6 protein-coding genes and 1 pseudogene are annotated in these 22807 nt (G+C 68.8%); 2 read left to right on the top strand and 5 right to left on the bottom strand.

What is annotated here, in order from left to right; genetic code table 11:
• Positions 1–36: 36 nt before the first annotated feature.
• Positions 37–1218, top strand: coding sequence for a pyridoxal phosphate-dependent aminotransferase (locus F5544_RS10650; protein WP_167473039.1), 1182 nt, complete (start codon positions 37–39; stop codon positions 1216–1218).
• A gap of 1206 nt (positions 1219–2424) precedes the next feature.
• Entirely contained in the window at positions 2425–3060 is a 636-nt protein-coding gene (locus F5544_RS10645; protein ID WP_203217524.1) for an LmbU family transcriptional regulator, read from the top strand.
• A 142-nt stretch (positions 3061–3202) separates the two neighbouring features.
• On the opposite strand, the gene F5544_RS10640 is transcribed toward F5544_RS10645, so the two are convergent.
• From F5544_RS10640 to F5544_RS47480, 5 genes and pseudogenes are all read right to left on the bottom strand, one after another.
• Positions 3203–3847, bottom strand: coding sequence for an FMN-binding negative transcriptional regulator (locus F5544_RS10640; RefSeq protein ID WP_167473037.1), 645 nt, complete (start codon positions 3845–3847; stop codon positions 3203–3205).
• An 18-nt stretch (positions 3848–3865) separates the two neighbouring features.
• Positions 3866–6010 (bottom strand): MMPL family transporter, encoded by a 2145-nt coding sequence (locus F5544_RS10635; RefSeq protein WP_167473036.1) that lies wholly within the window; start codon positions 6008–6010, stop codon positions 3866–3868.
• A gap of 161 nt (positions 6011–6171) precedes the next feature.
• Positions 6172–7269, bottom strand: a complete 1098-nt coding sequence (locus F5544_RS10630) for a branched-chain amino acid aminotransferase (RefSeq protein WP_167473035.1) — start codon at positions 7267–7269, stop codon at positions 6172–6174.
• A complete protein-coding gene (locus F5544_RS10625; RefSeq protein WP_167473034.1) occupies positions 7266–8033 on the bottom strand; it encodes a thioesterase II family protein in 768 nt (255 codons plus the stop codon). The genes F5544_RS10630 and F5544_RS10625 overlap by 4 nt, the downstream gene beginning before the upstream one ends.
• A pseudogene (locus F5544_RS47480) lies at positions 8033–22792 on the bottom strand (SDR family NAD(P)-dependent oxidoreductase); the annotation flags it as partial. The pseudogene F5544_RS47480 and the gene F5544_RS10625, both read right to left, overlap by 1 nt.
• Positions 22793–22807 lie beyond the last annotated feature (15 nt).

Below are 22807 nucleotides of genomic sequence, written 5' to 3'. Positions count from 1 at the left end.
ACCGGAACACGAACTAGACGCTGCGGCGGTGCCGCGATGACGGGAATCCCGGTGGCCGCGCGCGTCGGCGCGCTGGCCCGCAGCGGACTGTTCCGATTGCTCGCCGAGGGACGCGACCGCGATATCGTCGACCTCGCCCTCGGCGTGCCCGGCGCGCCCGCGACCCCGCCCGGTCTGGTCGAATCGGCCTGCGCGGCATTGCGCGATGGGGTCAATCAATACGAACTGCCCGACGGCAATCCGGAGCTGCGGCGCCGTATCGCGGCCGAATTGTCCGCGCCGACCGATCCGCGCACCGAACTCACCATCACCGTCGGCGGTAGCGAGGCCCTCACCTCGGCCGTGCTCGCCACCGTCGACCCCGGCGACGAGGTCATCGTCTTCGAGCCGTTCTACGAGAATTTCATCAGCGCGATCGCCCTCGCCGGCGGCATACCCCGGCCGGTGACCGTGCGCGCCCCCGACTGGCGGTACGACGCGGCCGAACTGCGCGCGGCATTCGGCCCACGCACCAGGGCCATTCTGTTGTGCACGCCGAACAACCCCACCGGTCACCTGCTGACCCGATCGGAGTTCACCGAGATCGCGCTGCTGTGCGAGCGCTGGAACGTCATCGCGATCTCCGACGAGATCTATTCGGCCTATGTCTACGACGGGAACCGGCACGTATCGGCGGCCGACATCCCCGGACTGCGCGAGCGCGGCATCGTCATCGGCAGCCTGTCCAAGAGCCATGCGGTGAGCGGCTGGCGGATCGGTTATCTGCGCGCCGCTGCCGCGCTGACCGAGCCGATCCGGCGGGTGCACGCGGCGGTGTGCGGCGGTGCGGCCGCCCCTTTGCAGGAGGCGGCGGCCCGCGCGGCGGCCGAATCCGATTTCTGGCGGCCGACCGACCTGAGCGTCCAGCGGGATATGGCCGTGTCGATATTCGACGAGTTCGGCTTCCGCTGCATCCCGCCGGACGGCGGCTGCTACACGATGGCGGATATCCGGGAGTTCACCGGTGAGGATTGTGAGTCACTCGCCTATCGGCTCGTCCGGGAGACCGGGGTGATGGTCGCCCCGGGAAAGTTCTTCTACTCGGCGCCCGGGGCGGGCGATCACCTCGTTCGCATCGCGTTCAATCGACGCCCGGCGGTCCTCGACGAGGCGCGCAGGCGGCTCGCCGCCCATCGCCGCGGCACCTTGGACGACCTGGCGGACCTGGCGACAGACTGAGCGGTCGACCAGCAATCCACCGAACCATTCCGGCCGATATAGCGATGGGTAATTATTCGGGCCGTACGCGAATCCGCCGTGCCGGACACGGGTACGGCAGATAACCCGGCAGACCTACCGCGACGCCATCCGTGGCGCCATAGAATGGTGCCATTCGGGCCGGCCCGGAAATCGTCCGGCACCGGGACTGTATTCAGCTCACCGGATCATCGGATTGGCCCACGAAATACATCCGCCACTATCGCCGCGGCTGAATCGTCATAAGTGCGCCATATCGAGTCATGCATACCGAGGCACTCGATATCGCGATCGGAACTCCGGCGCACCTCAGCCCAGCCAAGGGCCACTACGACGGCGAGTCGGACATTCGCCGCTGAATCCACCACTGCCCAACGGACGGTCCATTTCCCGAACTGACGCGACGCGGCGATACACCGCAACGTCGGGACGCCCGGCGGACGCATTTTATTAACAGCACAAAATATTACCATCGACCCGATTGCCCGAATTGCCGGAAAAATACTGCTCGAGAATTTCCGATCGCGGCAGCTGAGGTATTCGCTACAAATAAGGTCATCGAGCTCTCGAATATCGGCAAGAGATGGCAAATAGACGTTTTTCACTCGGTGTACATTCGGCCAACATTCGGCTACAACAGAGAAGTCGGCACCGCGCCGAAACCCTGTCCGATATGTCCAACTGCTGAGTAAAGCGCGTCAATAGGCATTGCCAACTGGAATCACTCGCGCCCGACGTCCACGCCGCGCGTACCTCACTGATTTACCGAACCAACTGGTCTTATATATGGATACATTGGCTGGTACGAAATTAACTCGTGCGCGATGTGATCGACAAGAGATCATCAATTCGCGCCATGACGACCGCCGCCGTGGAATATCATGACGGTCAACCCCCAAGAAAACTGGGGTGAGCGCGATGGCCAGCAAATGTTATTTTCTCGTGTGGGGAGGGGCCAGCCGATGTCCATCAGTGCGGAAGTCACAAAGGATGCCAGCGTTCCGGCGCTTATTCATGAGACCGAACATGGGCGTCACTGGTCGGCGCCGAATCGACGCTCGCCCAGACCCATTGCACGGTCGACGAGTCCGGGCAGAGTCCGTAGACAACCACCGAATGGGACAGGCACGTAACTATCGCGGTTTTGGAGTTCGAACTATGAAAACGGTTGGCAGTGACTCGGCACATGTGACACCCACGGAAACCACCTCCGATCTGAACACGACCGAACAGGGTAACCATCAAATCCTGATGACCAGGGTCGGCCTGCAGATCAACAAACGGCTGACCTTCGAGACCTGGGAGCGAGCGGGCGTACGGCTGTCCGGCGTGGTCGACTCTTCTACCTGGTGCCTCGGCGATTGGCTCGTCTACGGCAAGCACTATTTCCCGGACCGATACCATCGCGCGATCCGCGCGGCCGGCCTCCAGTATCAGACATTGCGCAACTACGCATGGGTTTCTCGCCGATTCCCGCTGGAACGCAGGCGGCCCCAGCTGAGTTTCCAACATCATGCGGAAGTCGCCTCACTGCCCATCGAGGAACAGGACTGGTGGCTGGACCGCGCCGAACAGGGTATGTGGACGACGAAGCAGCTGCGCAATCACATCCGGGACGAGCAGAACGGAATTGAACAGAAGGAAAATAAAAAGGATCAGGTCGGCGTCGCAATAGCGCATATCCCGATCGCGAGTAGCAGGCTGCGACCATGGCGTAAAGCCGCCGAATATATGGGCATCGATTTCGATGAATGGGTGATGATGGTCCTCGATCGCGCCGCCGAGCAAACCTTCGACCAGCACGCCGCCGTCATTCCGGGCTGATCCGCCGCGGGGCCGGTGCCCGCGGCATTATGGTGACTGCCATAGTCCCGCCGGTGGGCACCGGCTCGGCGGCGGGTCCGCGCGGAATGCCTTATCGGCCAACGGGAGTCGCATTGTCCCGTCACCAGGACGCGAATCCCAGCTATCTCCCAGATTCCGGTAGTTCGGCCATCATTCGCGCGGTCTCACGATGCCTGGAACATTCCCGCTCCGCGAATGCGCACCGCACCCGCTCCCTGACCTCCGGCCGCTGTTCCTGGCTCAGCTTGAACATGCTCTCCACCGCGGTCACCGCGATCCGATAGGCCCCGACCCCCGGCAGCAGCTGCCGGAAATACCCCTGCGAAGCCGACATATCCCAACCGGACCCGAATTCCCGCTCGAATGCGCGCACGGTGGCCCGCACCACCGCGAGCGTCGCCTCCGGGTCGGGCATCTTGGTGACCGTGCCGCGCACGTGGACGGCGGTGAAATTCCAGGTCGGCGCGGCGGGCGTGATGTCGTAGATGGTCGGTGTCACGTATGCGTGCGGCCCGGTGAACACCGCGAGCACCGGATCGCCGGTCCGCAGCGCGGCCCAGTGCGGATTCGCCCGGTTCATATGCCCGAGCAGGGTGGCGCCCGCCCCGATCGCCATCGCGCCTTCCGGATCCGGAATTATCGGCACGTGGGTGGCGTACGGGCCGTCGGCTCCGCCGTTGCTTGTCAGCAGGGCAAGCGGATTGCGCCTGATCAGCTCGGCCGTCCACGAATCATCCGGTGCGCGATAGAGATCGGGTACGAACATCCGAATTCCGCCGTTTCGTCAGCGGCCGCGGCGGCTGACCGCGGCCGTCATCCGTTCGAATCGAGTTGGGGCGGGCGCGATCGCGCCGCGGCCCGGCCACCAGGCCCGGCGACCGATCAGCGCGGTCAGCGCCGGGGTCCAGAACAGCGCCATGACGAATGCGGATATCGCGATGCCGACCGAGATGGCGAAACCCATCTCCGAGAGTGCGATATTGCCCGCGAGCGTCATCGATGCGAAGGTGCCCGCCAGCACGAGCCCGGCCGCCGCGATGGTCGGCCCGGTGTGCCGAACCGCAAGGGCCGCTGCCTGTTTCGGCTCATGACCGGACCGCGCCTCCTCCCGCAGCCTGGCCACCATGAGGATGTTGTAGTCGGTGCCGAGCGCGACGACGAACAGGTACATGATCACCGGCAGCGTGAAGACGACGCCGACCTCGTGGCGCAACTGCTGGAACACCAGCACCGCCGCGCCGAGCGTGGCCACGAAGCCGAGCAGCACCGAAAGCATCAGATACCACGGCGCGACCAGGCTGCGCAGCAGCAGCCCGAGCACGACCATGATCAGCACGGCGGCCACCGGGAAGACGAGCGCGTAATCGTGGTTCATCGCGTCACGGAAGTCGACGAACACCGCGGTCGCGCCGCCGATCAGCGCCGTTGTTCCCGGCGGGGCCGCCGCCCTGGCGGCATCGCGCAGCGGACCGCGCACGGTGGCGAGCGCGGCATCCGATTCCGCCGCCGACTTCAGCGTCACCCGGAAATCGGCGACCAGATTGTCCGGGGACAGCAGCGGTTCGGACACCTGCCCGACCCCGTCCACCCCGGCGAGCGCGCCGCGAAAAGCGTTGAGCTGATCGGGATTCAGCCTGGTCTGCGACCGCAGCAGCACATCGCTCGGCCGGGCGGCACCCGCGGGCAGCCCCTTGAGCATTTCCTTGCTGTAGACGACCGATTCGGCGGCGTTCGAGGTCGAGCCGGAGGTGAGGTCGAAGGTCGGGTTGAAGCCGAGGGCGAACAGTCCGAGCACCACCAGCAGCCCGCCGGATATCGCGGCGAACACGGCGGGCCGCCGGCCGAGCGCACCGCCGATCCTGGCGAATACCGCGCCCTTCGGCTCGTGCCGCCATGCCTTCGACGGCCAGAAAACCTTGGTGCCCAACAGCGAACCGAGCGCGGGCACCACCGTCAGCCCGGTCAGCAGCGTCACCGCGATGGCGATGGCCAGCGCCGGACCGAGCGAGCGGAACAGCCCGAAGGTGGACAGGGTCAGCGCGAGGAATGCGATGATCACCGCGGCCGCGGCCGAGGTGATCGCCTCGCCGACCCGGGTGACGGCGCTGACCATCGCGGTCTTCGGATCCTCCCCGGCGCGCAGCCGCTCCCGGTACCGGAACATCAGGAACAGGATGTAGTCGGTGCCGATACCGAACAGCACCACGACCAGCATCGAGGTGACCGAGCTGTCGATCTTCAGGTCGAAGGCCTTGTTCACCATCGCGACCAGCCCGTTCACCATGGCGTAGATCGCGCCGACGACGATGATCGGCAGCAGTGCGATCACCGGGCTGCGGAAGATGACCAGCAGCAGCACCAGGATCAGCGTGATGGTGGCGATGCCGATGACGGCGAGGCCCTTCGACGCCGACTTCTGCGCGTCCAGGCTGGACGCCGCGGGCCCGGTGACGCCCGCCTTCAGCGCGGTACCCGACACCTTGGGGCCGAGCGCGTCGCGCAGGGCGTTGATCGCGTCGCGCTGCCTGGCGTCGCCGACGCCGGTGTCCTTGGCCAGCTGCACGCCCGCGACCTGGATCAACCGGTTGTCCGACGGTTTGCCCGCCGCGACGGCGGTGACGTTCGGCAGGTGCGCGTCGTTCAACTGCGTCGCGATGGCGCCGACCGTCGCGACATCGCCATCGTTGAGCGGCGCGCCGTCACCCCGCTCGAATACCACGAGCGCGCCGGGCGCGGCATTGTTCGGAAAGGCCTGCTGCTGCAGCTGTGCGGCCTGGATCGATTCGAAACGGTTCGGTAGGAAGGCGGATTGGTCGGTGGTCGATGTGAGCTTCGGTGCCGTGGCGACCACCGCGAAAACGATGACCAACCACGCGCCGATGGTCAGCCACGGATGGCGGACGACCAGGGATCCCAGACGGGCGAACATCGGATTCCTTTCCAGAACTCTGCGGCTATCGACGGATTCGGGCCGGATAGATGTAACGGCGCCGCATAGCGCCAGAATGGCACCATCATGGCGCTAGGTCAACACCTCCGTGGCGCATGATGGCGCAGCAAAAACGGCCCATACCCGCCTCGACCAGGCCGCTACCGGCGCGCATCGGAAGGGCAACCCGAAACGACGTGGCGCCAATCGGCATGACCCGGCGCCACGCCGCGATGCAGATCGACCAGCGCGCCGCGCAACGCCAGCGCCACCGGCCCCGCGGTCCCATCACCGACCGTGAAATCGCCCGCGGCGTCACCGACCCGCCCGATCGGCGCGACGACCGCGGCCGTCCCCGCCGCGAACGCCTCGGTGATCACCCCGGACACACACCCGTCGCGCCACTGATCGATCGAGATCCGCTCCTCGCACACCCGGTATCCGGCGTCGGCGGCCAGGGTGAGCAGCGAATCCCTGGTGACGCCCGCCAGGATGGTGTCGGTGAGTTCGGGCGTCACCACCTCGACCGCGCCGTTCCCGGACCGGACCAGGAACAGGTTCATCCCGCTCAATTCCTCCAGCCAGCGGCGCTCGACCGGATCGAGCCAGACCACCTCCTGAAAACCCGCGGCGGCGGCCCGCTGCTGCGCCATGATCGCCACCGCGTAATTGCCAGGGCATTTGATATTCCCGGTGCCGCCGGGCGCGGCGCGGCACTGATCGCGACACACCGAAACCGCGATCGCACCGGGATGATCGCCGAAATAGTCGCCGATGATCATCGCCATCATCAGGAAGCGATATTCGTCCGCGGGTGGGAACATCAGATTCGCGTCCGATCCGAACAGCAGCGGGCGCAGGTACATGCTGTGCCGCGGATCGTCGGAGAGCGCGGCATGATCGGCGGCGACGAGTTCGTCCACCGCGGCCCGGAACAGCTCCTCCGGCACCTCCGGCATCACCATCCGGCGGGCCGACCGCCGGAAGCGCCGCGCGTGCGCGTCGGGGCGGAAGACGGCGACCGAGCCGTCGGCGCCGCGATGCGCCTTCAAACCCTCGAAAACGATGTGGCCGTAGTGCAATCCGCGCATGGCGGGGTGCATGTCCAGCGCGCCGATCGGCGCGAGCACCGGATCGCCCCACCCACCGCCCCTGGTGTACGTCGCGTGCACCAGGCTGCCGGTGAAGGCGGTCCCGGCGATCGGATCGAGAATCGGCCCAACGGATTTCGCGGCCGCGCCGTCGGCGGTCAGCGTCATGACAGCTCCTGCTTCCCTGCGCTCGCCAGCAGTTCGAAATGCGCCAGGATCGTCTCGATCACGTCCCGCGTGCACCGGTTCAGATAGAAGTGGCCGCCCGGGAAGGTCTGCACTTCAACCGAACCCCTTGTGTGCCAACGCCATTCGAGAGCCGAACGGTAGCTGATCGACGGGTCGTCCCGGCCGAACAACACGGTGACCGGCGCGTCGATCTCGCCGGGCGGACAGATATAGGACGCCATCGCCCGGTAGTCGTCGCGCAGTGCGGGCAGCATGAGTTGCAATGCCTCCCGATCGGCGAACAGCGTCTCGTCCGTGCCGCCCAGCTCACGCATTTCGGCGACGAGTTCGGCATCGCTCATCCCCGCGTCCGGTGCGCGCCTGCGCGGTCGCGACGGCGGACCGCTGCTCGACGCGAACAATCTGCCGACGACATCGGAGCCTTCGGCCGCAAGCATTCTGGCGACCTCGAAGCCGACGATCGCACCCATGCTGTGACCGAAAAGCACGGTCGGCCGGTCGCCGAGTTCGAGCAGCGCCCGCGCCGCACCGTGAGCCAACTGCCGGATATCGGTGGCGGGCGGCTCGGACCGCCGCCACTGCCTGCCCGGATATTCGATGGCCACCACCTCGACGCTCGGCGGGGCCGCCGCCGAGAGCGGCAGCGCGGTGCCCGCCGTACCGCCGGCATGCGGGAAATACACCACCCGGTAGGCCGCCGCCGGTTTGGCGTGGAATACGGTGATCCAGGCATTGGCCGCCATCAGATTCCCCTCGTAAATGATTGTGTGCCAAGGTATTCCACGAGATCGTTCGGTGTCGGATAGTCGAATACCAGGGTCGGCGGCAGTGGCACCCCGGTCGCCTCCGACACCCGGTCGCGCAGTTCGATCGCACCGAGCGAGGTCAGCCCGAGCTCACGGAAATGCGCATCCGGTGCGACGACTTCGGTGGGTGCGAGCGCGAGCACCTCCGCCGTCGCGGTGCAGATCAGGCGCAGCAGATTCGCGGTCGCGGCACCCGTTTCCGGCACCGCGGCGGGAGCCGGGCTGTCGCCGGGCGACGCGACGACCACCGTCCCCGAGCCGAGCGCGACCGCTCGATCGAACAGCCGCAACCACTGCGGCGTGATCTCCAAGGGCCGCACCGTGATCGAGAGGCCGGGCAGCGCGGCGGCTGCCCTGGCCTCCGCCAGACCGTCGAGGTATGCGTTGGCCGCGGCGTGCTCCGGCGTGGCCGCGGGCTCGGCGAGGAGAACGAACGCCGAAAGGTCCAGCTGCTTCGTCAGCTCGTGCAGATGTGCGGCGGGATGTGCCGTCGCGTCCAGGATCCTGTCGAGATCCGTTGGTGCGGTGGGTGTTACGGCGGCGTGCACGATCGCGCCGAGCCGGATACCGGACCGGTCCAGTTCGTCGAGCAGCGCGGCCACCGCGGTTCTGTCACCGAGATCGGCTGTGCGCGTTGCTATCTCCGCACCGAGCTGGCCGAGTTCCCGAACCAGGTCGGCATCGGATTGTTGACCCGGTCCGTCGACGAATACCAGCGACCGCACCCCGTGCGCGCCGACCAGGTGCCGGGCGATCGCTGCCGTCATCCCACCCGTGAGCAGCACCGCGCGATCGGTCGGCCAGTCCCTGAGCCGCAACACCACCTTGCCCAGATGCCGCGCCTCGGCCATGGTGCGGAAGGCCTGCCGCGCCTCGGTCACATGGCTGACCGTTGTCGGAATCGGGGTCAGGCTGCCCGCCTCGAACAGCTCGATCAACTCGTCGAGCAGACCACGCACCCCGTCGGGTCCGGGATCGCGAATATCGAAGCGGGAGTATGCGACACCCGAGTATTCGTCGGCCACCGCGGCCGGATCGCGCGGATCGGTCTTCCCCATATCGAGGAACCGCCCGGCCCGCGCGCCCGGCGGCGGCGTGAGCAGCCGCAGCGACGCGTCGGTCAACGGTCCGGCCAGCGAGTTCAGCACCGCGTCGATATCCGGCCGTCCAGGCGTATCCGCGCGGAATCGCTCCTCGAACGAGGCATCGCGCGACGACGCGATGTGATCGTCGGGTATGCCGAGCGCGCGCAGCGTCGGCCATTTGCCGGGACTTGCCGTCGCGAACACCTCCGCGCCGAGTTGCCTGGCCACCTGGATGGCCGCCATCCCGACCGCGCCGGTCGCGGTGTGGATCAGCACCCGCTCACCGGGACGCACCTGCCCGAGCCGCGAAAGTCCGTAGTACGCCGTGAGAAATGCGACGGGCACCGAGGCGGCGTCGGCCAGCGACCAACCGTCGGGCACCCGCGCGAGCAGCCGGTGATCGCCGATGGCGACCGGGCTCATCTCGTCGAACAGACCCATCACCCGATCGCCGGGCCGCAGCCGGTCGACGCCGGGCCCGACCTCGAGCACCACCCCCGCGCCCTCGGCGTTCTGCACGGTCGAATCCTCCGGCGTGCCCGCGCGCGGCGAGACCACACCCAGATTCATCAGCACGTCACGGAAATTCACGCCGGCGGTGTGCAACGCGACCCGCACTTCGTGCCGAACCAGCGGCCTATTCGACCGGGGTGCGACGACGACGGTGATGTCGTCCGGTGCGCCGACCGCCGCATAGTTCAAGCGCCAGAACGGATCCGGCGGCAGTTCCAGTGCGGGCGCCGACTGCTCGACCAGGTCGGCACGATACATTCGGCCGCCGCGCACGGCCAGCCGCGATTCGTCGCCGAGCAGGGCGCGGTCCAAAACCGCCGCGGCGGCATCGGATCCGTCCTCGTCGATCAGGAAAAGCGGCTGCTCCGCAGCGGGTCGCAGCGCTCGGACCATACCCCAGACCGCCCGGGCCACCGGGTCGACCGCCCGTGGCTCCGCGTCGACGGACAGCGCGCCCCTTGTCAGGACGACTATCCGGCAGCGGGCCAATTCCGTTGCGGCACAGACCTGTTGGATCTGCTCGCGTACCTCGGTCAGCACGGTGCGCAGGTCGCCGTCGGCATAGGGCAGCACCACGCACTCCGGCGTGCCGCGACCCGCCGCACCGAGTGCGGTCAGCAGGCCGATCACATCGGCGTGGATATCGGCGCGCAGGCATTCGCCGAGCCGGTCGACCGCGGCGCCCGCACGCTTGGTCAGCACGGCGACCCGTGGCGTATCGCGCACCGATCCATCGTCGAAAACCGGTGTCCAGGAATACCTTCGGAGCTCAGCACGCTCGCTCGGCGTCGCGGTCGCCCGTACGGTGACGGAATCGATCGCGGCGACCGGCGCGCCCGCCCGATCGCGCAACTCCACCCGGTAGTCGTCATCGCCCCGCCGCACAATGCGGACGCCGACATGGGAGACGCCCGGCCGATAGACGCGATATCCCTTCCATGCGACGGGAATTCGCATCGGACCGCCATCAACCGCCGCGGCCACGGCAATCGCCTGCATGACGGTGTCGAGCAGCGCGGGATGCAGATCGTAGGACTGCGCCTCGGTCGGCAGTGGCGCAAGCAATTCGGCCTCCGCACGAATCTCGTTGGCGGCGCGGCTCGTTCTGTTCGGCAACCGCAGCGCGGTGAGGCCGCGCAACTCCGGGCCATAATTCAGGCCGACTTCCGCGAGCCTGCGGTAGATCTCGTCGCGGTCGATCGGAGGGGACGTGGTCTCCGGATCCGGTGCGGTCTCTGTCTCCGGCTCTGCTCCCAACCGCGGCTGAGGGTTTGTTTCCGGCATCGCCTGCGGCTGCGCGTATGTCGGCGGTTCGGTCTCCGCCTCGAACACCGCCTGCTGTCCGGGACCCATCGTTTGCGGCTCGGAATTCTCCCCTGGCACCGCCGCTTCGGTAGCGGGCGCACCACCGGCGTACCGCACCCAATCCGCGTCCCCGTCCGACTTCCCGTAGACGACAAGCGAATTCGAATCGGCCTCCAGCACCACCCGGACATCGACGCCGCCGGTCGCCGGTATCGGCAGCTGTCGCTCGACGGTGAGTTCGGCGACACCGGCGTATCCGGCCTCGACGGCGGCTCGATGCGCCAATTCGAGATGGACCGGCGCGGGCAGGATCGTCCGACCGCCGACCACATGCGCGGCGAGCCAAGGATGTTCGGCCAGCGCGATCGATCCCGACCAAACGGTCCGATCGGCGTCCGGAACTCCCGCTCCCAGGATCGGATGGCCGAGCCGGCCGCGCACCGCGGGCGCCGTCGCGGGGGCCAGCCAGTACCTGCGACGTTGGAAGGCATAGGTGGGCAAGGGGATTCGTCGGCCGCCCCACGGCGCGACCACCCTGGGCCAATCGATATCGATACCCGCGACATGGGCCGCGCCCAGTGCGCCCATCAGGGTCAGCGCCTCGGGCCGGTCGCGCCGTTGCAGCGGCACCACGCCGTGTGCGGTGAGCGGCGGATGGTAACCGGCGGATCCGCTCGGGAGGGTGTAGACCGAACCGTTCGCCGCGGCCCGCACCAGACCGGAAAGCGTGCCATCCGGGCCGATTTCGACGAAGTTGCCCGCCCCTGCCGATTCGGCCGCGCGCAGACCCGCCGCGAACAGCACCGGTTCGCGCAGCTGCTGCACCCAGTACCTGGCGTCGAGCGGTTCCGTGCCGCCGACCACTCGCCCGGTCACCGTGGAGATCATCCGCAGCTCGGGCTGGTGGTAGGTCAATTCGGCGGCGATACCGCCGAATTCGGCGCGGACGGCATCCATCAGCGGCGAGTGGAAGGCCGAACGCACCTCCAGCGCGGTGGTTTTGACGCCCTGTGCGGCGAGCCGGTCCGCGACGGCGCCGACGACATCGGCGGCGCCCGATACGACGATCGACCGGTCACCGTTGACGGCCGCGATCCCGGCTCGGTCCCCGGCACCGGCCAGCACCCGCTGTACCGCGCCGATCCCGGCATGGACGGAAACCATCGCGCCCGGTTCGGAAACCGAGCCCATCAGCCGTCCGCGCGCCGCGACCAGGGTCGCGGCATCGTCCAGGGTGAGCACGCCCGCGATATGCGCGGCGACCAACTCCCCCAGCGAATGGCCGAGCACCGTATCCGGGCGCAGCCCCCACGAGTGCACGAGGCGATACAGCGCGACCTCGTAGGCGAACAGCGCGGGCTGCGCGTACGCGGTATCGCGCAGCAGCTCGGCCTCCGGCGAATCCGGCCGCGCGAAAACGATATCCGGCAATGGTCTGGTGAGATGCGGCGCGAATGCCGCGCATACCCGGTCGAATGCCTCGGCGAAGGCCGGGAACTGTTGGTACAGTTCGGCGCCCATGCCGGGCCGCTGCGTGCCCTGACCCGCGAACAGGAATGTCACACCGGCGGCCGAGGTTTCACGCGGCGCGGCGGTGCCGCTATCGGCAAGTGCCGCAAGGCTTTCCAGCATGCCCGACCGATCGGCCGCGGTGACCGCCGCCCGGTGCGCGAAATGGGTGCGCGCGGTGGCCAGCGTCGTCGCGGCGTCGGCGAGTTCCAGCTCCGGCCGCTCGGTCAGCAGCGTATGCAGCCGCCGGGCCTGATCCCGCAGCGCCGGTTCGGTTTTCGCGGAAAGCAGCAGCGGCAGCGGCACCACCGGTCCACGTTCCGGCGGCGCGTCGTCGACCGGATCCGGCGCCTGCTCGACGATCACATGGGCATTGGTCCCCGAAATCCCGAACGAGGAGACGGCGGCCCGGCGCACCCGCGTATCCCGCGGCCACGGCACCGGCTCGGTCAGCAGTCGCACCGGCGCCGCCGCCCAATCCACGTGCGGCGTCGGCTCGCTCACGTGCAGGGTGCGCGGCAGCAGTTCGTGCCGCAGCGCCTGCACCATCTTGATCACGCCGCCGACACCCGCCGCGGCCTGCGCGTGCCCGATATTCGATTTCAGCGAGCCGAGCCACAGCGGCCGTTCCCGGTCCCGGCCGTAGGTGGCCAGCACGGCCTGTGCCTCGATCGGGTCGCCCAATCGGGTTCCGGTGCCGTGCGCCTCCACCGCATCCACCTCATCGGGCGTCAATCCGGCCGAGCGCAAAGCCTGTTCGATCACCCGGCGCTGGGCCAGCCCGTTCGGCGCGGTCAACCCGTTGCTCGCGCCGTCCTGATTGACGGCCGACCCGCGCAGCACCGCGAGCACCGGATGCCCGAGCCGCCGCGCGTCCGACAGCCGCTCCACCAGCAGCACGCCGACGCCCTCCGCGGCACCGGTGCCGTTTGCATCCGCAGAGAAGGCCCGGCAGCGCCCGTCCGCGGACAGGCCCTGCTGGCGGGAGAACTCGGCGAAGATGCCCGGCGTCGAAAGCACCGTCACCCCACCGGCAACCGCGAGCGAGCATTCGCCCGACCGCAGCGACCGAGCCGCAAGGTGCAGTGCGACAAGCGATGACGAGCACGCGGTGTCCACCGTGATGGCCGGGCCTTCCAAGCCCAGCGAATACGCCACCCGCCCGGACAGCACGCTGGCTGCGGTGCCGGTGAGCAGATATCCCGCCGACTCCGGTGTCGGCTGATGCAGCCGGGGCCCGTAATCGATCGAGGACGCGCCGATGAAAACCCCTGTCTCCGTACCACGCAGGGTCTCGGGCACGATTCCGGCCCGCTCCAACACCTCCCACACCGTCTCCAGCAGCAGCCGCTGCTGCGGATCCATCGCCGCGGCCTCGCGCGGGGAGACGCCGAAGAAGGCCGCGTCGAAAAGATCTACGCCGCTGACGAATCCGCCCTCCCGCGCGTAGCTGGTGCCGATCCCGCGATCGAACAGCGCCGCGAGGTCCCAGCCGCGATCGGCCGGGAACGCGCCGATCGCGTCGACGCCGTCGGCGGCCAACTGCCACAACCTTTCCGGTGATTCGACACCGCCCGGATACCGGCAGGCCATCCCGACGATCGCGATCGGATCCCGCTCCGGCGCGGTGACCGCCGCGGGCGCCCGCACCGGCTCGGCCTCGGCGGCGCCGACCAGTGCGGCCAGGTGTTCGCTCAGCAGAATGGGCGTCGGATGGTCGAATACCGTGGTCGACGACAGCCGCAGCCCGGTCGCCGCGACCAGCCGATTGCGCAGTTCCACCGCCATCAGCGAGCCGAATCCCAAGTCCCGGAACGTCATTCCGGCATCGACCGAGCCGCCGCCCGCCACCACACCCACCTCGGCGAGCACCGAACGAAGCGCGGCGGCCGCGCGCTCGGCGGCGGGCAGCGCACGCATCCGCCGCACCCACGCCGAGCTGTCGTCGGGCGTATCCGCGGCCGCCCGGCGCGCGGGCCTGCGGATCAACCCCGACAACAGCGGTCGCACCGCGCGCAGCCCGCGCAGCGCCTGCGTATCGAACCGCGCCGCGACGACGGCCGGAAGGTCGGCGCCCGCCACCGCGTCGAACAGTTCCATCCCGTCGTCGGCGGTGATGGGCAGCACGCCCGCCCTGGCCAGCCTGCGCAGATCGACATCGCCGAGCCCGGCGGCCATGCCGTCCGGCAGCGACCACAGCCCCCAAATACACGATTTCCCAGGCAAACCCAGCCGGGTGCGCTGCTGGGCGATGGCGTCGAGGAATGCGTTGCCCGCCGCGTAATTCGCCTGACCGGCATTGCCCAGCGTGGCCGCGATCGACGAGAACACCAGGAAGGCCCGCAGCGGAAGCTCTTTCGTGAGCTCGTGCAGATTCCACGCCGCCGCCACCTTGGGGCGCAACGCGATATCCACCTGCTCCGGCGTCATCAGCTGCACCGTGGCATCGCGCAGCACACCGGCCGCATGCACCACGGCGTCCAGCGGTCCGTCCGCGCACACCTCGGCAAGCAGCGCGGCCAACGCGTCGCGGTCGGCCGCGTCGCAGGCATGCACCTCGGCCGTCGCGCCGAGTCCGGCCAATTCCGCTACCACCGCGGCGGCGTGCGGGCTGTCCGAACCGCCCCGCCCGACCAGGATCATCCTGCGCACGCCATGCCTGCGCACCAGATGCTTCGCCACCAGTGTGCCGATCGCCCCGAGCCCGCCGGTGATCAGCACGCGGCTTTCCGCGTCGAACGGGACGGCCGGCGCCGTCGGCTGGTATCGAGTCAATCGCGGTGCCAGCAACCGGTTTTCGCGCAGCGCAAGCTCGGGTTCGCCACTGCCGAGCGCGCGGGCAATCAGATCCGCACTCGCGGTGTCGTCCACATCGAGCAGGACGAACCGATCGGGATGTTCCGACTGAGCCGACCGCAGCAGACCCCAGATCGGCGCGTTGACCAGATCCATTGGACCGGTATCGGTTTCGGTGCCGACCGCGGCTCGCGTCACGAAAACGAGCCTGCTCCGGGCGAACCGCCGATCAGCAAGCCATGCCTGCACCAGGCCGAGCACCGCGTGCACCGCGGCGCTGACCGCGGCCGGAATCGTTGCGGCCGGATCAATCCCGGCGGCAATCAGCGGTACGAATATCACCTGCGGCACCGATTCGGCCAGCTGGGCCAGGTCCGTGGCGACGCGAATGCCGTCCAGATCAGGTGCGAGCGCGGCCGGGTCGCCGAGTACCGCCCATGTGTCCGTCTGCCGCAACGGGATTCCCGATGCGGCTAGTGGCTCCCAGCCGACCCGGAACAGACATTGGCGCACCACTTCGCTCGCGTCGGCGGCCGCGGCGGGCAGCGGTCGCAATGTCAGCTTGTCGGCGGTGACAACCGGATTGCCCTCCTCGTCCCAGAGCACCGCCGACATCGTTTGGTCGCTCGTGAAGGTCAATCGGGCGCGCAGCGTGGACGATGGCGCCTCACCGACTCGCACACCGTGCCAGGCGAAGGGCAGCACCACCCGCCCGGCGGCGGTGGCGCCGTCGAGGGCCGCCATTTGCAGTGCGGCGTCGAGCAGCGCCGGATGTACATCGTAGCCTCGGGTTTCGATATTTTCCGGCAGCGAAAGCGATAGATAGATCGAATCGTTCACGCGCCACGCGGCCTGTATGCCTTGGAAGGCCGGGCCGTACTCATAGCCGAGATCCGTTAGCCGGTCGTAGATTTCGTCGGCGGTCACCGGTTCGCCGGCGGGCGGCCAAGTGATCCGCTCGACCGCGACGGGTTCACCCGGCGCGAGCGCGCCCGTCGCGTGCGCCTGCCAGGAGGCGTCGGCCCGTGCGGAACGCCGCGAATGCACGGTGAGCTGCCGTCGCCCGTCGGCGTCGGGCGCACCGACCACCAGTTGCAGTTCGAGCCCGCCTTGCTCCGGCACGAAAGCCGGTGTCTGCAAGGTCAATTCGTCGACGACGCGGTAACCGATGGCCTGGGCCGCATGCGCCGCCGCGGTCAGGAACAGGGTGCCGGGCAACAGCACCATGCCTTCGACGACGTGGTCGGTGAGCCAGGGGTGGGTGTCCAGACCGAGGGTGCCGCCGAAGACGATCTCGTCCCGCCCGGCCAGATCGGTCCTGGTATCGAGCACCGGATGTCCGCGCCGCCGCCGGTGCTGCCCGGTGAGCCAGAAGCGTTCGCGCTGAAATGGATAGGTGGGCAAAGCAATTCGCGGCACACCGAGTGTCCGGTCGGTGCCACCCAGCACCTGGTCGATACTCGCGGTGAATTCGTCGAGCCCGTCGCGGCCCCGCCGCACGGTGGCCAGCGCGGCGATCTCGGCGTCCGGCACCGTCTCGGCGATCTGCTCGACCGCGACGGTCAGGATCGGATGCGGGCTCACCTCGACGAATACCCGATGCCCCGCCGCGATCAGCGCGCGCACCGTCGCATCCCAGCGCACCGGCTCCCGCAGGTTCTGCCACCAGTACTCGGCGGTGAGCTCGCGCGTATCGATGACCGCACCGCGCACCGACGAATAGCAGGCGATATCCGACGGTTCCGGCGTCACGTCCCGCAGGGCGGTCAGCAGGTCCTCGCGCACCACGTCGACGTGCGGGCTGTGCGAGGCATAGTCCATCGCAATGGGTTTCGCGGTTATGCCCGCCTCCCGCAGGCGCGCGATCAGTGCCGCGATCGCCGCTCGGCCGCCGGACACGATCGTCTGCACCGGACTGTTCGCCCCCGCGACGTACAGGTCCGGATAATCGGCCAGCCACGGTTCGGTCCGCTCGACCGGTAGCGGCACCGAGGCCATCGTCCCGGTTCCGGACAGCGGCTCCATCGTCGTGGCCCGCGCGACACAGATGTACGCGGCATCGGCCAGCGACAGCGCACCCGCGATATGCGCGGCGGCGATCTCACCCTGCGAATGACCAACCACCGCATCGGGTTCCACGCCGTATGCCTGCCACAGCCGGGCCAGGCTCACCATCACCGCGAACAGGATCGGCTGAATCGTCTCGGCATGCCCGAAATCCGCGGCGTCGCCCCGCCGCAACACCTCGACGACGTCGAAGTCGACATGTGCGGCCAGCGCGTCGGCGCAGGCCCGCAGATGATGTGCGAACACCGGCGACGAATCGAGCAGCGCCCGCCCCATGCCGACCCACTGGGAACCCTGGCCGGGGAAGACGAAGACGATCCCGCCGCGCCCTGCCGTATCGGCGCGCACCGCCGCCCAGTCGACGCTCCGTCCCGCCAGATGAGCCTGGCCGAGCGCCCCGTAGAGGTCCGCTACCCCGCCCTGTTCCCGGTGCAGCGTCGGCAGCACGGTCGCATCGATATCCGTTGTGCCCGAGGTCTGTTCGAGCGCGACGGTCAGGATCGGATGCGGGCTCGCCTCGATGAACGTGTCGTGCCCCGCCGCGATCAGGGCCCGGGCGGTTTCGGCCAGCCGCACCGGCTCGCGCATATTCCGGCACCAGTACTCGGCCGTCAACCGGGTGGTGTCGACAACCCCGGCTTCGACGGTGGAATAGAAGGCGATATCCGCTGCCTTCGGCGTCACATCCCGCAGCGCGGCCAGCAGTTCATCGCGCATCGCGTCGATGTGCGGGCAGTGCGAGGCGTAGTCCACCGGAATGGTTTTCGCCTCGACCCCCTCGTCCTGCCAGCGCGCGACCACCTCGCGAACCACGGCCATACCACCGGAGACGACCGTCTGGAACGGGCTGTTCACGCAGGCCACGTAGATATCGGGGTATTCGGCCAGCCGCTGCGCGACCCGGTCGGCGGGCAGCGGCACCGAGGCCATCGTCCCCGTCCCGGCCAGATCCTGTAGCAGCCGGACCCGGACCGCGCTGATGTACGCCGCATCCGCGAGCGACAGCGCGCCCGCGATATGCGCGGCGGCGATCTCACCCTGCGAATGACCAACCACCGCATCGGGTTCCACACCGTATGCCTGCCACAGCCGGGCCAGGCTCACCATCACCGCGAACAGCACCGGCTGGATGATCTCCACCCGCTCGAAATCCGCTGCGTCACCACGCCGTAGCACCTCGACCACATCGCAGTCGAGGTGCGGGGCCAGCGCGTCGGCGCAGCGCCGCAGCTGGCGGGCGAACACCGGCGACGCGGCCAGCAGCGCCCGCCCCATGCCGACCCACTGCGAGCCCTGACCCGGGAAGACGAATACGGTGCGCCCGGCATTCGAAACGACCCGGGGATCCGTTTCCCCGGCGGCGAGCTGCCGCAACGCATCCCGGACCGCAGCCGGTTCGCCCGGCGGAATGGTCACCCGGCAGGGGAAGTGCGTGCGGGTAATCGCCAGGGACGCAGCCAGTTCGGCGATATCGATGCCCGGGTCGGCGGCCAGCGTCGCATCCAGCTGCTGCGCTCGATCCCGCAGCGCCTGCCGCGTCTTCGCCGAAATCAACAGCGGGAGAGCTACATCCGTCCGCACCGGGACGCTCGGCGGTTCCTCGGGCGCCTGCTCGACGATCACGTGCGCGTTAGTGCCGGATACGCCGAATGACGAAACACCCGCCCTGCGCACCCGATCCCGCCGCGGCCACGGCACCGGCTCGGTCAGCAACCGCATCGGCGCGGATGCCCAATCAATATGTGCGGTGGGCTGTTCCGCGTGCAGCGTCTTCGGCAGCAACTCGTGCCGCAGTGCGAGCACCATCTTGATCACACCGCCGACGCCCGCCGCGGCCTGCGCATGCCCGATATTCGATTTCAGCGAGCCGAGCAGCAGCGGCCGCTCCCGGTCGCGGCCGTAGGTGGCCAGCAGTGCGTGCGCCTCGATCGGGTCGCCGAGCGCGGTTCCGGTGCCGTGCGCCTCCACCGCGTCGACGTCGGCCGGCGTCAATCCGCCCGAGCGCAGCGCCTGCGCGATGACCTGCCGCTGCGCCGATTCGTTCGGCGCGGTGAGCCCATTGCTCGCACCGTCCTGATTGACCGCGGACCCGCGTAGCACGGCGAGCACCGGATGCCCGAGCCGCCGCGCGTCCGAAAGCCGTTCCAGCAGAAGTAAACCCACGCCTTCGGCCAGCCCGAATCCGCTCGCGCCCGCGGCGAAGGCCCGGCACCGGCCGTCCGCCGACAGCGCGCCGAGCCGGGAGAATTCGGTGACCATACCGGTCGACGGCAGCACCGTCACCCCGCCGGCCAGCGCGAGCCCGCACTCTCCGGAGCGCAGCGACAGCGCCGCCTGATGCAGCGCGACCAGGGAGGACGAACAGGCGGTATCTATGGTCAGCGCGGGCCCTTCCAGCCCGAACACATACGCCACCCGTCCGGAGGCGACGCTGCTGGTCGTGCCGGTGAACAGCAGGCCGGTCGATTCGCCCGCCTCCGGCAGCCGTGGGCCGTACTCCTGTGCGATGGTGCCGATGAACACACCGGTTCGGCTGCCGCGCAACGACATCGGATCCATCGCGGCGCGTTCGAAGGTCTCCCACGCGCATTCCAGCAGCAGCCGCTGCTGCGGATCCATCGCCTGCGCCTCGCGCGGCGCGATACCGAAGAACGCGGCGTCGAACTGGTCGACATCGCGCAGGAAGCCGCCCTCGCGCACCACGACGGCCGGATCGTCGGCCAGCGCCGCCATATCCCAGCCGCGATCGGCCGGGAACGGCGAAATCGCGTCGACGCCGTCGACGACCACCCGCCACAGATCCTCCGGCGAGCGAATACCACCCGGATAGCGGCAGGCCATCGCGACGATCGCGATCGGCTCATCGCCATGCGCCGAGACGACCGGGACGGGTTCATCCACCGGCGTGCCAGCGGACAGCGCGACCAGGTGCGCCGCGAGCAGATCGGGGGTCGGGTGGTCGAATACGACCGTTGTCGGCAGCCGCAGACCGGTCAACGCGCTCAACCGGTTTCGCAATTCGACGGCCAGCAGCGAGCCGAATCCGAGATCCCGGAACGTCGAGGTGGGGTCGGCCGTTTCGTCGCCGAGTACGGCGGCGATCTCGGCGCGCACGGCGTCGCGCAATTCGCCCGCCGTACGCGGTCTCGGCGAATTCTCCTGCGCGGCAACCTCTTCCGTGGACGACCACCAATGGTCGTCGCCTTGGAAAGCATATAGCGGAAGGTCGACGAACTCGGGCGATCCACCGCCGAATGCCGTATCCATCGCGACCATGCCAACGGGCAGATCTCGCGGCGCGATCGAAGCGAAGGCGTCAGGCGCGCACAGCAATTCGGCGATGTCGCTCGCAGACAAGCTCGCGGCGATGTTTCCCGCCTCGGTCGAGGCGGGTGCGTGCGGTAATTCGCCGGTATCGGCCGTTGACCTGTGCGGGCCGCCCACCTCGGCTGACGCGAAATCCGCTGGCGCACACGATGACTCGGCCGCATTTCCGTCAGCAGGCAAGCAGCGTGGATCGTCCGACGCGGACGGCGATTCGGTAGGCCCAGCTACGAAGACAGGTATCCGCGGCTCCGCGATCGTCTCCGGTTGGGCGTCGGCACGCGAAGCGATACCCGCCGCCTCCCGTAGCGGCAACGCCCCCGCGGCGACCGCGGCGGCCAGCAGCGACACCGGTCCGGCCGCGCGGAGACCGGCCGGATCGATGCCGTGACGCCGCCAGAACTCGACGAGTGCGGACAAAATCGCGAAATGCACCGGCCGCGAGATCGATTCCGGTTCACCCGCCAGCAGGTCGTCCACCACCGACCGCCCGAAGAACGGATCGACCGCCGCCAGCTGTTCGCGGAACAGAGCCGAACGCACCAGCAGCCGCGCCGCCAACCGGGCAGCGCCGGACGGATTCTCGGCCAGCTCGAATACGATCCGGTCCACCACGCCGGTCCGAGTGCCGTCGGCCACCTCCCGCAGCAGCGGCCCCGCGGTCGCGACCGAATCCGCGAGCACGATCGCCCGATATTCCATCGCCTCCCGGGTAGCCGCCAGCGAGTACGCGAGATCCGCAGGCCGCGAACCATTTTCGGCCAGTTGCTCGGCCAGGCGGCGCGCCTGCGCCCGCAGCGCCCGATCGTCGCGCGCCGACAGCACCCACGGCAGCATCCGCGCGGACGCGGCCGGGCCGGATTCCCGATTCCTGGCCAGCGCCGCGGGCGGTTCGGCAAGTACGACATGGCAATTGGTGCCGCCGACGCTGAACGACGAGACACCGGCGATCCGTTCGGCGCCGGCATCCGGCCACGGCGTCTGCGCGGTCTGCACCTCTACCGGTAGTTCATCGAAAGGTATTGCCGGATTGGGATTTTCGAAATGCAGGCTGGCGGGCAGCACTCCGTGCGACACCGCGAGCGCCGTCTTCACCAGGCCGATCGCGCCCGCGGCGCCCTCGAGGTGACCGATATTCGTCTTCGTCGAACCCACCCGCAGCGCGGGACGCCCGGTGCGACCCGCGCCGAAGACCAGGCCGAGCGCCTCGGCCTCGATCGGATCGCCGACCCGGGTCCCGGTGCCGTGCAATTCCACATACTGCACCGCGGCCGGTTCGATACCGGCGCGCCGATGCGCCGCCCGCAGTACCTCGGCCTGTGCGCGCGCATTCGGCACCACCAGTCCGACGCCGGTGCCGTCGTGGTTGACGGCGCTGCCGCGGATCACCGCGTAGACCCGGTCGCCGTCGGCGCGAGCCTCGGCGAGCCGCTTCAGCACCACGAACGCCGCGCCCTCACCGCGGACGTAGCCGTCGGCCGCCGCATCGAAGGTGCGCACCCGGCCCGCGTCGGACAGCCCGCCGAAACCCTCGGCGATCCGCGCGCTCTGCTCGCTCGGATTCAGCTGCACGCCACCCGCGACGGCGAGGCGCGACTCGCCGGATCGCACACTGGCACAAGCCAAATGGATCGCGGCCAGCGAAGATGCCTGGCCCGCGTCGACGGTGAGGCTCGGACCGTGCCAGTCGAGGTGATGCGACACCCGGTTCGCGATCACGCTGCGATGCAGCCCGGTCATCGCGTGCTGCGGCACCGCCTGCTTCGAATCATCCAGCAGCGCAAGGTAATCACTCGCGCACACACCGATGAACACACCCGCCGCACTGCCCCGCAGCACCGCGGGCGCGATACCGGCGTCCTCCAGCGCCTGCCAGCTCAGTTCCAGCGTCAACCGCTGCTGCGGATCCATCGAATCCGCCTCGTGCGGCGCGATTCCGAAGAACGCGGCATCGAATCTGCGTACCCGCGCGAGCCGCCGGTCGCGCGGCGTACCCGCGCCGGTCGCGTCGACACCGTCGCGCAACAGCCGCCAGTATTCGGCCACCGACTCCGCTCCGGGCACCCGGCACGACATACCGACGATCGCAACCTCGTCAGCCACCTGAACTCC

The organism is Nocardia arthritidis, from assembly GCF_011801145.1.
GTDB classification, from domain to species: domain Bacteria; phylum Actinomycetota; class Actinomycetes; order Mycobacteriales; family Mycobacteriaceae; genus Nocardia; species Nocardia arthritidis_A.
Note: the sequence above shows the minus strand (reverse complement) of the source record. Positions and strands in the feature narration are given on the sequence as shown.